This is a genomic window from Pedococcus sp. P2_A3 (assembly GCF_056405035.1).
This window is the reverse complement of record NZ_JBFUCW010000008.1, coordinates 146074-159620: the sequence shown is the minus strand read 5'-3', so window position 1 is coordinate 159620 and position 13547 is coordinate 146074. Positions and strand designations below refer to the sequence as shown.

At 70.1% G+C, this 13547-nt stretch carries 12 protein-coding genes; 3 read left to right on the top strand and 9 right to left on the bottom strand.

The window, feature by feature from the left end; translation table 11 throughout:
- The 9 genes from AC1DX8_RS08910 to AC1DX8_RS08870 form a co-directional block, all read right to left on the bottom strand.
- Positions 1–975, bottom strand: a complete 975-nt coding sequence (locus AC1DX8_RS08910; RefSeq protein ID WP_477629560.1) for an alpha-ketoacid dehydrogenase subunit beta — start codon at positions 973–975, stop codon at positions 1–3.
- Complete coding sequence (gene pdhA, locus AC1DX8_RS08905) at positions 975–2174, bottom strand: pyruvate dehydrogenase (acetyl-transferring) E1 component subunit alpha (RefSeq protein ID WP_477629559.1); 1200 nt, start codon at positions 2172–2174, stop codon at positions 975–977. Before pdhA ends, AC1DX8_RS08910 begins: the two co-directional genes overlap by 1 nt.
- 158 nt (positions 2175–2332) lie before the next feature.
- Positions 2333–3379 carry an L-glyceraldehyde 3-phosphate reductase gene (gene mgrA / locus AC1DX8_RS08900; protein ID WP_477629558.1) on the bottom strand — a complete coding sequence of 349 codons (1047 nt, stop codon included), beginning with the start codon at positions 3377–3379 and terminating at the stop codon, positions 2333–2335.
- A gap of 52 nt (positions 3380–3431) precedes the next feature.
- Complete coding sequence (locus AC1DX8_RS08895; protein ID WP_477629557.1) at positions 3432–4817, bottom strand: FAD-binding oxidoreductase; 1386 nt, start codon at positions 4815–4817, stop codon at positions 3432–3434.
- A gap of 75 nt (positions 4818–4892) precedes the next feature.
- Positions 4893–5990: a histidinol-phosphate transaminase gene (hisC, locus tag AC1DX8_RS08890; RefSeq protein ID WP_477629556.1), complete on the bottom strand. Its 1098-nt coding sequence runs from the start codon at positions 5988–5990 to the stop codon at positions 4893–4895.
- A 1-nt stretch (position 5991) separates the two neighbouring features.
- Complete coding sequence (locus AC1DX8_RS08885) at positions 5992–6375, bottom strand: phage holin family protein (RefSeq protein WP_477629555.1); 384 nt, start codon at positions 6373–6375, stop codon at positions 5992–5994.
- A gap of 35 nt (positions 6376–6410) precedes the next feature.
- A complete protein-coding gene (gene paaN / locus AC1DX8_RS08880) occupies positions 6411–8135 on the bottom strand; it encodes a phenylacetic acid degradation protein PaaN (RefSeq protein ID WP_477629554.1) in 1725 nt (574 codons plus the stop codon).
- A gap of 57 nt (positions 8136–8192) precedes the next feature.
- Positions 8193–8870 carry a response regulator gene (locus tag AC1DX8_RS08875; RefSeq protein WP_477629553.1) on the bottom strand — a complete coding sequence of 226 codons (678 nt, stop codon included), beginning with the start codon at positions 8868–8870 and terminating at the stop codon, positions 8193–8195.
- Positions 8867–10474, bottom strand: a complete 1608-nt coding sequence (locus AC1DX8_RS08870) for an ATP-binding protein (protein ID WP_477629552.1) — start codon at positions 10472–10474, stop codon at positions 8867–8869. Before AC1DX8_RS08870 ends, AC1DX8_RS08875 begins: the two co-directional genes overlap by 4 nt.
- Before the next feature lie 194 nt (positions 10475–10668).
- On the opposite strand from AC1DX8_RS08870, the gene AC1DX8_RS08865 reads away from it, so the two are divergent.
- The 3 genes from AC1DX8_RS08865 to AC1DX8_RS08855 all read left to right on the top strand — a co-directional run bounded on the left by AC1DX8_RS08865 (position 10669) and on the right by AC1DX8_RS08855 (position 13544).
- Positions 10669–11478, top strand: coding sequence for an ABC transporter ATP-binding protein (locus tag AC1DX8_RS08865; RefSeq protein WP_477629551.1), 810 nt, complete (start codon positions 10669–10671; stop codon positions 11476–11478).
- On the top strand, positions 11478–12380 hold the full coding sequence (locus AC1DX8_RS08860; protein ID WP_477629550.1) for an ABC transporter permease: 903 nt from the start codon (positions 11478–11480) through the stop codon (positions 12378–12380). Before AC1DX8_RS08865 ends, AC1DX8_RS08860 begins: the two co-directional genes overlap by 1 nt.
- Positions 12381–12461: 81 nt before the next feature.
- Entirely contained in the window at positions 12462–13544 is a 1083-nt protein-coding gene (locus AC1DX8_RS08855) for an ABC transporter substrate-binding protein (RefSeq protein ID WP_477629549.1), read from the top strand.
- The last annotated feature ends 3 nt before the right edge of the window (positions 13545–13547 follow it).

Genomic DNA, 13547 nt, shown 5'->3' with positions numbered 1-13547 from the left:
TCAGAAGGCCAGCGAGCGGTCGACGGCGTCGAGCACCCTGTCGAGGTCGGGGAGGAACTCCTCCTCGAGCTTGCTCGGCGGGTACGGCAGGTTGTAGCCGCCGACCCGGAGCACGGGTGCCTCGAGGTGGTAGAAGCAGCGCTGCTGCAGGGCCGCGGCGATCTCGGCACCCATCCCGAGGAACGTGGAGGCCTCGTGGACGATGACGGCGCGCCCGGTCTTCTCCACCGACGCGGCGACCGTGTCGAGGTCGAGCGGGCTGAGCGACCGCAGGTCGATGACCTCGAGGTCCTTGCCCTCGGCGGCGGCGGCTTCGGCAGCCTGCAGGCAGGTCTTGACCATCGGGCCGTAGGCGACGAGCGTCGCGGCGCCGCCCTCGCGGCATACCTGCGCCTTGAGCAGCTCACGCGGAGCGGCCGACTCGTCGACCTCGCCCTTGTCCCAGTAACGACGCTTGGGTTCGTAGAAGAGCACCGGGTCGTCGGACTCGATGGCCTGCTGGATCATCCAGTAGGCGTCCTCGGCGTTCGAGCAGCAGACGACCTTGAGGCCCGCCGTGTGCGCGAAGTAGGCCTCGTTGGACTCGGAGTGGTGCTCGACCGCCCCGATGCCACCGCCGACCGGGATGCGGATGACCATCGGCAGCTTGACCTTGCCGAGCGAACGGGCGCGCATCTTGGCGACCTGGCTGACGATGTGGTCGAACGCCGGGTAGATGAACCCGTCGAACTGGATCTCCACGACGGGTCGGTAGCCACGCAGCGCCATACCGATCGCGGTGCCGACGATGCCGGCCTCCGCGAGCGGGGTGTCGATGACGCGGTCCTCGCCGAAGTCCTTCTGGAGGCCGTCGGTGACGCGGAAGACGCCACCGAGCTTGCCGATGTCCTCACCCATGAGCACGACCTTGGGGTCGCGCTCCATGGCGGCGCGCAGGCCGTTGTTGATGCCCTTGGCGATCGTCATGGTGCTCATCAGTGGCTCCCCTCGCCCTCGAAGCCGGCGTGGTAGGCAGCGAACTCCTTGCGCTCGGCCTCGACGACCGGGTGCTCCTCGACGTAGATGTGGTCGAACATCGAGTCGGGGGTCGGGTCGGGCATCGAGAGGCAGCCCTCGCGGACCTCGACGGCCAGGGCGTCGGCCTCGACCTCGATAGCGTCGAAGAAGGCCTGGTCGGCTTTCTGGGTGTGCACGAGGTAGGACTTCAGCCGCTCGATCGGGTCACGGTGCTTCCACACCTCGACCTCGGCGGAGACGCGGTACTTGGTGGGGTCGTCCGAGGTGGTGTGGGCACCCATGCGGTAGGTGTAGGCCTCGATGAACGTGGGGCCGTTGCCCGAGCGAGCCGCGTTGAGGGCCTGCTGCGTCACCGCGTAGACGGCCAGGACGTCGTTGCCGTCGACCCGCACGCCCGGGAAGCCGAAGCCGCGAGCGCGCTGGTAGAGCGGGATGCGGGTCTGGCGCTCGTTGGGCTCGGAGATGGCCCACTGGTTGTTCTGGCAGAAGAAGACGACCGGGGCGTTGTTGACCGCGGCGTAGACGAAGGACTCGTTGACGTCGCCCTGGGCGGTGGCGCCGTCACCGAAGTAGGCGATCACGGCGGCGTCGCGCTCGTCGTCGCCGGTGCCGACGTCGCCGTCGCGCTGGATGCCCATCGCGTAGCCGGTGGCGTGCAGCGTCTGGGCGCCGATGACGATCGTGTAGAGGTGGAAGTTCTTCTCGTTCGGGTCCCAGCCGCCGTGGTTGACGCCACGGAACAGGCCGAGCAGGTTGAGCGGGTTGACCCCGCGGCACCAGGCGACACCGTGCTCGCGGTAGGTCGGGAAGGCGTAGTCCTGCGGGCGCATCGCGCGACCGGAGCCGACCTGCGCCGCCTCCTGGCCCAGCAGGCTGGCCCAGATGCCGAGCTCGCCCTGGCGCTGGAGCGCGGTGGCCTCGGCGTCGACGCGACGGATCAGCACGAGGTCGCGGTAGAAGCCGCGCAGGTCCTCGTCGGTGAGGTCCTTGACGTACTCGTCGTACTCGGTGTTCTCGACGCGCTGCCCCTCGGGGGTCAGCAGCTGGACCATCTCGGGTCCGCCGTCACCGACCTCCGGGACCGGGGCGGTCAGCTCGGCGAGCACCTCGTCCTCATGGTCGACGCTCGTGGCGCCGGCGACTGCGTTGTCGCTCACTGGAACTCCTTCTTCACCCGGGCGGGGTCTCCGCCGGCCTGTGGCGGCTGATGTGGGCGCACGCTTGTGGCGGCGCTCACAGGTTGGCCTTGCAGGGCCAAGATATCGGGACGACGGAAAATCTCAGAATCCGGACTCCTGTGCTGGTGGAGCGGCGGTCAGGTGAGGCGGGACTGGGTGCGCCAGAGGTCGATGCCCGCCTCGACTGCGTCGCGGTCGATCTCCTCGAGCTCCGCGTCGCTGAACTTCAGGTTGCCCACCGCCGCAGCCGAGTCCTCGAGCTGGCCGACCGACGAGGCCCCGATCAGCACGGAGGTCACGCGGTCGTCGCGCAGCGCCCAGGCCAGCGCCAGCTGGGCGAGCGACTGCCCGCGCTCGGACGCGAGGTCGTTGAGCTTGCGGACGTGCGTCAAGGTCTCCTCGCTGAGCAGGTCGGGCGACAGCGACTTGCCCTGGCTCGCCCGCGACCCCTCCGGGATGCCGCCGAGGTACTTGTCGGTCAGCATCCCCTGCGCGAGCGGGCTGAACGCGATGCAGCCGATGCCGCGCTCCCCGAGGGTGTCGAGCAGGCCGCCCTCGACCCACCGGTTGAGCATCGAGTAGGACGGCTGGTGGATGAGCAGCGGCACGCCCATCTCGTCGAGGAGGTCCGCCGCCCGGGCGGTGAGCTCGGGACCGTAGCTGGAGATGCCGGCATACAGCGCCTTGCCCTGCTTCACGATGCTCGCCAGCGCACCCATCGTCTCCTCGAGCGGGGTGTCGGGGTCGGGACGGTGGGAGTAGAAGATGTCGACGTAGTCGAGCCCGGTGCGCCGCAGCGTCTGGTCGAGGCTGGCGATGAGGTACTTGCGCGAGCCGCCGTCGCCGTAGGGGCCGGGCCACATGTCCCAGCCGGCCTTGGAGCTGATGATGAGCTCGTCGCGGTAGGGCCGGAAGTCGGCGGCGAAGTGGCGGCCGAAGTTGACCTCCGCGCTGCCGTAGGGCGGCCCGTAGTTGTTGGCGAGGTCGAAGTGCGTGATGCCGATGTCGAAGGCCCGCCGCAGGATCGCGCGCTGTACGTCGAACGGCTTGTCGTCACCGAAGTTGTGCCACATGCCGAGGCTGACGGCCGGCAACCGCAGACCGCTCTGCCCGACCTTCCGGTAGGGCATCGGACCGTAGCGGTCGGGACGGGCGAGATAGGGCGGGAGCCAGGTGTCGACCATGCGCCCAGTCTGTCGCGCCGGGGCGTCTCCGACTACTTGGGGGGGTGGTCGCTCAGACGGCCGGAGCGATGTTCTGGTTGTGCCGGAACACGTTGTCGGGGTCCCACACCGCCTTGATCCCCTGGAGGCGGGCGAGCTTGTCCTTGCCGAAGGCGCTCTGGACCCGCTCCGTGCCCTCGTCACCGATGAAGTTGAGGTAGACCCGGCCCGACGTCCACGGTTTCAGCGCCGACGCCAGGGCGCGGGTGTGGGCGATGTTGGCCTCCGTGTCGGCCGGGTCCGGCCACATCGACAGGTAGTGGATGTTGAACGGCGCCTGGCGCTCCCCGAAGGCGGTCTGGTCCTCGGGCACGCGGGCGACGGCCCCACCGCCGGGCACGATGATGACCTGGCTGAGGGGCGACACCGGAGCTGTTGCCAGGGACGCGAGCGTGTCGACCGCCTCGTCGGGCAGCTCGTCGAGGAAGTCGGCCGTCCAGTAGTTCTGCATGCCGTGCGGGTTGGCGTCGTCGAGCATCTGCTGGAGGGCCACGTAGGGCATCGRCCCCACCTGGGCGAACACGGGCGCCCCGAACCCCAGCAGCGGGGCCAGCACCGACTCGGCATCGGGGAGCGGCCCGGTGTAGGCCACGATCACGCCCACCGCCGGCTTCCCGCGGGCCGGCTCGGGCACCATCTCGATCGGCGGTGCGGTGACGAAGGCGACCCCTCCGCCCACCTCGTCGGGGGCGTCGGCGATGAAGTCACGGAAGTTGCGCAGCACGGCGGCTCCCATCGCCGCCGGGTACATGAGCATGCCGCCGAAGATGATCGGGCCGATCGGGTGCAACCGCAGCGTGAAGCGGGTCACGACCCCGAAGTTCCCCCCTCCGCCGCGCAGGGCCCAGAAGAGGTCGGGGTTCTCGGTCTCCGAGGCGGTCACGATCCGGCTGTCCGCAGTCACGACCTGTGCCTCGATGAGGTTGTCGCAGGTGAACCCCAGCCTGCGCTCGATCCAGCCGCTCCCGCTCCCGAGGGCGAGACCACCGACTCCCGTCGTCGACACCCGTCCCCCGGTCACCGCCAGGCCGTGCGCCTGGGTGGCGGCGTCGACCTCGCCCCACGTGCATCCGCCGCCCACCTGCGCCGTCGCCGCCTCGGGGTCGACCACGACGTCGCGGAGCCCGCGCAGGTCGACGCACACGCCGCCGTCGAGCACCGCCGAGCCGTTGACCGAATGGCCACCTCCGTAGACGGAGAGCGGCAGGCCGGACGAGCGCGCGTAGGCGATCGCGGAGGCCACGTCCCGCGGCGTCCGGCAGGTCGCGATCAGCGCGGGGGTCCGGTCGACCATGGCGTTGAACACCTGACGGGCGTGGTCGAACCCGTCATCGCCCGGGGCCAGCTGGGGTCCCGAGAAGTCGGGGATGACGGGGCGGACGTCGGTCACATCGGTCATGGCAGGCCCTCCGGGAGTGTTCACCCGACTGTCCTCCCGGGCCCGGCCGCTGCACCTCCCCCAAAGGGACGACGGTCAGGCTGAGTCGACCGGGTGCTCCGCGAGGAAGTCGCCGGCGACCTTGATGAGCACGTCGTTCGCCCCGGTCTCGCCGATGGTGGCGCGCACCCCGTCGGTGCCGTACTGGCGCAGGGTGAGCCCGGCTTCCTGGGCCGCCGCGGCGAAGTCAGCGGAACGCTCGCCGAGCCCGAACCAGACGAAGTTCGCCTGGGTCTCGGGGATGAACCAGCCCTGGCCACGCAGGGCCTCGACCACCCGGGTGCGTTCGGCGACCAGGGCGTCGACCCGCTCCTTGAGCTCGTCGAACGCCTTGAGCGACGCCACCGCCGCCGCCTGGGCGATCGAGTTCACCCCGAACGGCGTGGCCGTCTTGCGCAGGGCGGCCGCGACCTGGGGGTGCGCCACGGCATACCCGACGCGCAGGCCGGCCAGACCGTAGGCCTTGGAGAAGGTGCGCAGCACCATGACGTTGGGGCGGTCGCGGTAGAGCTCGAGGCTGCGGGGCGCCTCGGGGTCGGTGACGAACTCGAGGTACGCCTCGTCGATGACCACGAGCACCCGGCTCGGCACCGCCTCGAGGAAGCGCTCCAGCTCGGTGTGGGTGACCATCGGCCCGGTGGGGTTGTTCGGGGTGCACACGATGACGACCTTGGTGCGGTCGGTGATCGCCGCGGCCATGGCGTCGAGGCGGTGGCGCGCGTGGTCGTCGAGCCCGACCTGCACCGACTGCGCACCGGCGAGCGCGGTGACGATCGGGTAGGCCTCGAAGGAGCGCCAGGCGTAGACCACCTCGTCGCCGGGGTCGCAGGTGGCGGCGATGACCTGACCGAGGACCCCGACCGAACCGGTGCCGGTGGCGACGTGCTCGGCCGGCACCCCGAGGGACTCGGCGAGCGCCTGGGTGAGCTCGGTGACCGCCATGTCGGGGTAGCGGTTGATGCTGCCCGCTGCCTCGCGGACGACCTCGAGCACCGAGGGCAGCGGCGGGTACGGGTTCTCGTTCGAGGAGACCTTGTAGGCGGTCACTCCGTCGGGCGCGCCCGCGGGCTTGCCGGGCACGTAGGCGGGCACCTGGTCGAGGGCCGCGCGCAGGCCGACCTCACTGTCACCCATGTCAGTCGTCGTCGCCGTCGGGGAGCACCCAGCCGAGGACCATCGACACGATCGTGATGACGATGGCACCGAGGACGGCGTCCCAGAAGAAGTGGTTGATCGTGAAGCTCAGGCCGAGCGGGTCAGCGATCCACTCCGTCAGCTGCAGCATGAAGGCGTTGACGATGAAGGTGAACAGGCCCAGCGTCAGGATGATCACCGGGAAGCTGAGGAACTTCGCGATCGGCTTGACGATGGCGTTGACCAGACCGAAGACGAGCGCGACGAGCAGGATGGTCGCGAACTTCGAGCCGAACTTGCCGTCCCCGAAGCTGATCCCGGGCAGCAACCACGCTGCGACCCACAGTGCGACGGCGTTGACCGCGACCTTGATGACGAAGTTCATGTGCCGATCGTGCCAGACGCGCGGGGTTTACCGAACTAGACGTGGCGGCGCGAGGTGACGACCCGGAACCGGTTCGCCACGAATGCCGCGTCGACGTAGGCCGCGTTGGCCGCGGGGTTGGCGCCGGTGCCGTGGAAGTCGGAGAACGCCGCGGTCTGGTTGACGAACACCGGCCCGGTGAGGTTCTCGGACAACGCGACCCCCGCATCGGCGGCGGCGTCCCGGGCGGCGTCGAGGACGTCCTCGGAGGTGGAGTAGACCGCGGCCGTCATCGCCCCGTGCTCGCGCACCGTGTCGCGGAACTGCGCGAGCGACTGGTCGGTGCCGCTCGTCGCGATGAGGAAGGTGACCGGGCCGAAGCACTCCTGGGTGTACACGTCCTCGCGGCTGGCGTCCATGCTCACGAGGCCCGGGGCGCGCACGATGGCGTCGGGGTATGCCGGGTGGCTGACCTCGCGCGAGTCCAGCACGACCGCGCCGCCGGCCTCCTCGGCGAGCGCGGCGAGGCCCGCGGCGTTGGCGCGCACCCCGTCGTTGACCGTCGCGCCGAGCAGCTCGACGGCGCGGGCGTCGTCACCGGTGAGCTTGCCGACGGCGGCGGCCAGGCGGCCACCGAAGTCCTCGAACGACACGTGGCCCTCGTCGGTCGCGATGCCATCGCGCGGCACGTACAGGTTCTGCGGGGTGGTGCACATCTGGCCGGAGTAGAGCGTGAGCGAGAAGGCGAGGTTGCCCAGCACGCCGCGCAGGTTGTCCGTGGAGTCGACGACGACCGTGTTGACGCCGGCCTTCTCGGTGTAGACCAGCTGGCCACGCACGGCGCCGTTCTCCTCGAGCCACGCGCCGAAGGTCGGGCCGCCGGTGTAGTCGATGATCCGCACCTCGTCGCGTTCGGCGAGCACCTTGGCCAGCCCTTCGCCGTCAGCCTCCGGTGCGAGCTGCACGAGGTCGGCGCTGAAGCCTGCGGCGGAGAGCACCTCGCGGCACACCGCCACGGAGATGGCGAGGGGGAGGATGGCCCGCGGGTGTGGCTTGACGATGACGGGGTTGCCGGTGACCAGCGAGGCGAACAGTCCCGGGTAGCCGTTCCACGTCGGGAAGGTGTTGCAGCCGATGACGAGGGCGACGCCACGCGGCACGACGCGGTAGTCCTTCTGCATCCGCAGCGGGGCCGGGTTGCCCTCCTTGTCGCGACCGGGCTTCTCCCAGACGACCGAGCTCGGCACCCGCTCCTGCTCGACGAGCCCGGCGACGATCGACTCGAGCGCACGGTCCTGGGCGTGTGGTCCTGCGGCCTGGAACGCCATGACGAACGGCTGGCCGGTGGTGTGCATCACCGAGTGGGCGATCTCGAACGACCGCGCGTTGATCTGCTCCACGATCTCGACGCACACCGCAGCGCGGGTGCGGGCCCCCGCGTCGCGCCAGGCCGGCATCGCCTCGGTCGCGGCCAGCAGCGCCGCGTCGACGTCGAGGTGCGGGTAGGTGATCCCCAGCGCCGGGCCGTACGGCGAGACCTCCTCGCCGACCCAGTCACCATCGGTGCGCACGTCGCCGAGACCGCCGAACGCGTTGTCCCGCAACGCCTCGTATGCCGCCTGGCCGGCCTCCGCAGCGCCCTCGCCGTAGACGCGCGGCGACGGCGACTCGGGGAAGCGGCTGAAGTACGACCGCTCCGCAAGGGCCGTGGTCGCCTGGGCGAGCAGCTCCGCGTGCTTGTCGACGAGCGGGTGGGTGCTGGGCGCCGTTGCCGTGGTCATGCGGTCATCGTAAACGCCACCGAAGCGCGCCCTGACCGTCGCTCCCGGCAGCCGGGCTCAGCGCCGCCGGGGCAGGTAGCGGTGCTCCGGTCGACCGGTGCTGCCGTAGCTGAGGTCGAGGTCGAGCAGCTGCTTGCTCACCAGGGCGGCGAGGTAGCGCTGCGCCGTGGGCCGACTGGCTCCGAGCTCCTCGGCCACCTCGGACGCACCGACGGAGGTCTGGGCCGAGGTGACGATCTCAAGCACCCGCGCCATCGTCGGCGGCATCGAGCGGGTCACGGCCGCGCGACGCGGGGCCGTGCCCCGGAGGCTGAACAACGTGTCGACGACCTCCTGGTCCGCCTCGTCCTCCCGTCCGAGGCGTTCGGTCCAGGTGCGGTAGGCCTCCAGCTGCTCGCGCAGGGCGACGAAGCTGAACGGCTTGACGAGGTAGTAGAAGGCCCCCAGCTGCATGGCAGCGCGGACCGAGTCGATGTCGCGCGCGGCCGTGACGAGCAGGAAGTCGGGCTGGCTGCCCTCCTGTGCGGAGAGGCGACGCACCAGCTCGAGACCGTTGAAGTCAGGCAGGTACATGTCGAGCAGGAGCAGGTCTGGCTGCGTCGACGCCACGAGGTCCGCGGCCTCGGCTCCCGTGTGGGCCTCCCCCACGACGGTGAACCCGTCGAGCCGACCGACGCTGAGCGCGTGGGCCCGGGCCACGTGGTAGTCGTCGTCCACGACGAGGACACGGATCATGGCGTTCCCCGACCGGTGCGCAGGGGCAAGGTCACGTCGAACTGGGCGCCACCCGGGCTCGTGGCGGTGATCGTGCCTCCCTCGCGGGTGACCAGCCGGTGCACCAGGGCCAGCCCCACGCCCCGGCGCATGCCGCGGCGCGGCTCCTTGGTCGAGAACCCGTCGAGGAACACGTCGCCGAGCCGCTCCGGCGCGATCCCGGGTCCGGTGTCGCGGACCGACATCCGCACCTCCGCGCCCTGGCAGCCGAGGCTCACGGTCACCACCCCGCGGGGGTGGGATGCCGTGCTCGTCGCGTCGTCGGCGACGGCGTCGACGGCGTTGTCGATGAGATTGCCCAACACCGTCACGATCGGGATCTCGTCCACCGCACGGGTGGTCAGCCGGCTGGCCGGGTCGAGACGCACGACGACGTCGCGTTCGGCCGCGACCGTGGTCTTGGCGATCAGGAGTGCCGTGACCACCGGAGACCCGATCCGGGACCGCACCTCCTCGCCGACCAGGTGGGTGTCGACCTGCAGCTGGTGGCTGTAGCGGGTGGCCTCCTCGACCTCGCCGAGCTCGAGGAGCACCGACAGGACGTGCAGCCGGTTGGAGAACTCGTGCTCCTGGGCCCGGAGCGCCGTAGTGAGGCCCTCGACGGAGTCGAGCTGCCGGAGCAGGGCCTCGAGCTCGGTCCGGTCGCGGATCGTCACCACCCACCCGGCGCGTCGCTCGCCGACGACGACGGGCATCCGGTTGAGCACGAGCAGGTGCTCGTCGGTCACGGCGACCAGGTCGGGGCCCTCCACCTCGCCCAGGATGATCCGGCGCAGCCTCCCGGCAGGCAGAACGTCGACCACCCGTTGTCCGATCACCGCCGTCGAGATGTCGAGGAGCTGTCTCGCCTCCTCGTTGAGGACGTTGATCCGGCCGGTCGCGTCCACGCCGAGCACCCCTTCGCGGATGCCGTGCAACATGGCCTCGCGCTCCTGCACCAGCGCCACGATCTCAGACGGCTCGAGCCCGAAGGTCACCCGTTTGATGGCCCGGGCCAACAGGAGGGAGGCGACCACGCCCAGGGCCAGCGCGGCACCGCTGTACAGCACGATGTCGGCCATCTCGTGGCTGAAGCGGACCCCGACCTCGGACTCCAGCAACCCCACTGACACCTCGCCGACCGGTGTGCCGGCGGCATCGAGGATGGGCGCGCGGGCGTTCGCCGAGCGGCCCAGGCTGCCGTTGTCGATCCCGGTGTGCACGTGGCCGTCCAGGGCGACGACCGGCTCCTCGATCCGGCGGCCGATCAGGTCCGGGTTGGGGTGGGAGTACCGCACGCCGTCGCTGCCGATGATGACGACGTAGGACGCTCCGGAGTCCCGCCGCACCGCCTCCGCCAGGCCGCGCAGGGTCTGCCCCGGGTCGCCCGACACGACGGCCCGGGCCACCTCGGGGACGTGGCCCAGCGACACGGCGATGCTGCGGGCCTGTTCCTTGGCCTGGGCATCGGTCGCCCGGCTCGCGGCCCGGCTGAACAGGCCCAGCCCGAGCGCCATCGTCACGGCAATGATCCCGAGGACCGCAAAGAGGATCCGGGAAGCCAGGGTGCGACCCAGTCGCGGCATACCTCACCCTCTCGCGCAGGGGTTCTCGACCCGGGTCGGACGCCGTCTGCGACGCCCGCCCCAGCATGGCTGAGCAGAACGCACAAAACCATGTGTATCGCGGCATACGGAGCCAACGCACACAAGGCTTCCGGGTCGTGACGGCCCGCTCCTACGGTGACGCAACTCATCGTCGAGGAAAGAAGGTCGGGCCAATGGCGGCCATCGAACTGCGCAACGTCACGAAGAAGTTCGCGACCGCGGACGGGGGCACGTACACCGCCCTGAAGGACTTGTCCCTGACCGTCGAGGAGGGCCAGTTCTGTGCCGTCGTCGGTCCCACCGGGTGCGGCAAGTCGACCACCCTGACCCTGGTCTCCGGGCTCGAGCGCCCGTCTCGCGGGGAGGCGCTGGTCGACGGGGCCCCGGTCAAGGGGATCGACACCCACACCGGATTCGTCTTCCAGCAGGACGCCGTCTTCCCGTGGCGGTCGGTGCTCGACAACGTCGCCGCCGGACCGGCCTACCGGGGGGCAAGCCGAGCCGAGGCCACTGCCCTGGCCCGCGACTGGCTGCGCCGAGTCGGGCTCAGCGGGTTCGAGGACCGGTATCCCCACCAGCTGTCCGGCGGTATGCGCAAGCGCGTCGCCCTCGCGCAGTCCCTGATCAACCAGCCGCGAATCCTGTTGATGGACGAGCCGTTCAGTGCCTTGGACGTGCAGACCCGGGCGATCATGTCGACCGAGCTGCTCCAGCTGTGGGACCAGACCAAGCCCGCAGTCGTGTTCGTGACCCACGACCTCGAGGAAGCCATCGCGCTCGCTGACAAGGTGGTGGTCCTCACCGCCGGACCGGGGACGGTCAAGGCCGAGTTCGAGATCGACCTGCCCCGCCCGAGGGTCGTCCAGGAGATCCGGTTCGACCCGAGGTTCACCCGGTTGTACGAGCAGATCTGGGAGGCCCTGCGGGCCGAGGTGGCCGAGGCCTACGCCCGCACCACCCGGATGGCGGAGGTGGCGTCGTGATGGGCACCATCGACACGTCCACCTCCGGGGACCTGGACGCCCTCGCGGCGCAGCTCCCTCCCACCGAGGTCCCCACCGGCAGCGTCTCGCCCCGGCAGCGTGCGCTGCGTCGGAGGCTGACGCTGGCGGTCGTCCGCGTCGCGATCCTGGCGACGCTGCTCGTCACCTGGCAGCTGTGCGTCAACGCGAAGATCGTGGATCCCTTCTTCTGGGGCGAGCCGACCGGCGTCTGGACGACGCTGCACGACTGGGTCACCGTCGGCACGGCGCAGGGCTCGCTGCTGGACCAGATCCTCGTCACCCTCGAGGAGGCCGTCCTCGGCTTCGCGATCGGGTCGGTTCTGGGCGTGGTGTGCGGCATCGCCCTCGGCCGGGTCAGGCTGCTCTCCGAGCTGTTCGCGCCGTTCCTCAAGGCGGCCAACTCCATCCCGCGCATCATCCTGGGCTCGATCTTCACCGTCGCCTTCGGCTTCGGGATCCAGTCCAAGGTCATGCTCGCCGTCGTCCTGGTCTTCTTCGGCGTGTTCTTCAACGCCTTCCAAGGGGCCCGCGAGGTGGACCGCAACCTGATCGCCAACGCCCGGCTCCTCGGCGCCTCGCGCTGGCAGGTGACCAAGGACGTCGTCCTGCCTTCGGCCTTCACCTGGATCCTCGCCAGCCTGCACATCAGCTTCGGGTTCGCCCTCATCGGTGCGCTGGTCGGGGAGATCCTCGGCGCCAACCAGGGCCTGGGCCTGCTGATCCGCTCGTCGCAGAACAACTTCGACATGAACGGCGTGCTCGCCGGCATGGTCCTGGTCGCCGTGATCGCGCTGACCGCCGAAGGACTCATCACGCTCCTCGAGCGTCGCCTCCTGAGGTGGCGTCCGCCGCAGATGCACGGAGGTGCGGCCATCGAGTGACCCCTGCGCCGACCGCGCTCCGGCAATCCGCACCACGACACCACAGCACAGCAGTTCCCCCGTTCACTCAAAGGAGAGTTCATGAACACCAAGCGAATCGGTGCCGCAGCCACGGCACTCCTCGCCGCCACCACCATGGCCGCGTGTGCCAACAACGCCTCGGGCTCGTCCGGGGCCGCAGCGGCCGGCGGCGCCAGCAGCAGCAGCAGCTCGAAGGCCACCGGTCCGGCTGTCACGATCATGGTCGGCGGCATGAGCAAGCAGATCTACCTGCCGTTCATGCTCGCCAAGCGGCTGGGCTACTACGACAAGGCCGGCGTCAACGTGAACCTCATCGACGAGCCGGCCGGCGGCGACGCCACCCAGAACATGCTCGCCGGGCAGGTCCAGGGCGTGGGCGGCTTCTACGACCACAACATCGCCCTCCAGGCGCAGGGCAAGTCCTCCGAGGCCGTCGTGTCGATGCTCCAGATCCCGGGCGAGGTGGAACTGTGCCGTAGTGACCTCAAGGGCAAGGTGACCAGCCCGGCCGACTTCAAGGGTCGCCAGCTCGGCATCACGGACACGGGGTCCTCGACCGACTTCCTCACCCAGTACCTCAGCAAGAAGAACGGCGTCGACCCGAGCCAGGAGACCCGTCGTGGCGTGGGTGCGGGCCAGACGTTCCTCGCGGCGATGAAGCAGAAGGCCATCGACTGCGGCATGACCACCGAGCCGACGGTCTCCCAGGCGCTGTCCGACGGCACCGCCTTCATCCTGCTCGACATGCGTACGGCGGAGGGCTCCAAGGCCGCCCTCGGCGGGACCTACCCGGCGACGTCGCTCTACATGCCGACCGACTGGGTGAACGCCAACAAGGCCACCGTGCAGAAGCTGGTCAACGCCTACGTCGCGACCCTGACCTGGATCCAGGGCCACACCGGGGCCCAGATCGCCGACCAGATGCCGGCTGACTACTACAAGGGCGTCGGGAAGGCCGCGTACGTCAAGGCGCTGGACAGCGAGCGCGGGATCTTCAACCCGACCGGCCTGATGCCCGCGGACGGTCCGCCCACCTGCCTCGCGGTGCTCAGTGAGTTCAACCCGAAGGTCAAGGGCAAGTCGATCGACCTGGCCAAGACCTTCACGAACGAGTTCGTGCAGGCCGTGACGCCCCTGACCTGACCC

Bases quoted from the DNA above. Each gene is read 5' to 3' on its own strand.
- AC1DX8_RS08865 (WP_477629551.1), top strand. From the start codon at position 10,669: ATGGCGGCCATCGAACTGCGCAACGTCACGAAGAAGTTCGCGACCGCG.
- AC1DX8_RS08910 (WP_477629560.1), bottom strand. From the start codon at position 975: ATGAGCACCATGACGATCGCCAAGGGCATCAACAACGGCCTGCGCGCC.
- AC1DX8_RS08855 (WP_477629549.1), top strand. From the start codon at position 12,462: ATGAACACCAAGCGAATCGGTGCCGCAGCCACGGCACTCCTCGCCGCC.
- AC1DX8_RS08885 (WP_477629555.1), bottom strand. From the start codon at position 6,375: ATGAACTTCGTCATCAAGGTCGCGGTCAACGCCGTCGCACTGTGGGTC.
- hisC (WP_477629556.1), bottom strand. From the start codon at position 5,990: ATGGGTGACAGTGAGGTCGGCCTGCGCGCGGCCCTCGACCAGGTGCCC.
- mgrA (WP_477629558.1), bottom strand. From the start codon at position 3,379: ATGGTCGACACCTGGCTCCCGCCCTATCTCGCCCGTCCCGACCGCTAC.
- AC1DX8_RS08875 (WP_477629553.1), bottom strand. From the start codon at position 8,870: ATGATCCGTGTCCTCGTCGTGGACGACGACTACCACGTGGCCCGGGCC.
- paaN (WP_477629554.1), bottom strand. From the start codon at position 8,135: ATGACCACGGCAACGGCGCCCAGCACCCACCCGCTCGTCGACAAGCAC.
- AC1DX8_RS08860 (WP_477629550.1), top strand. From the start codon at position 11,478: ATGGGCACCATCGACACGTCCACCTCCGGGGACCTGGACGCCCTCGCG.
- AC1DX8_RS08870 (WP_477629552.1), bottom strand. From the start codon at position 10,474: ATGCCGCGACTGGGTCGCACCCTGGCTTCCCGGATCCTCTTTGCGGTC.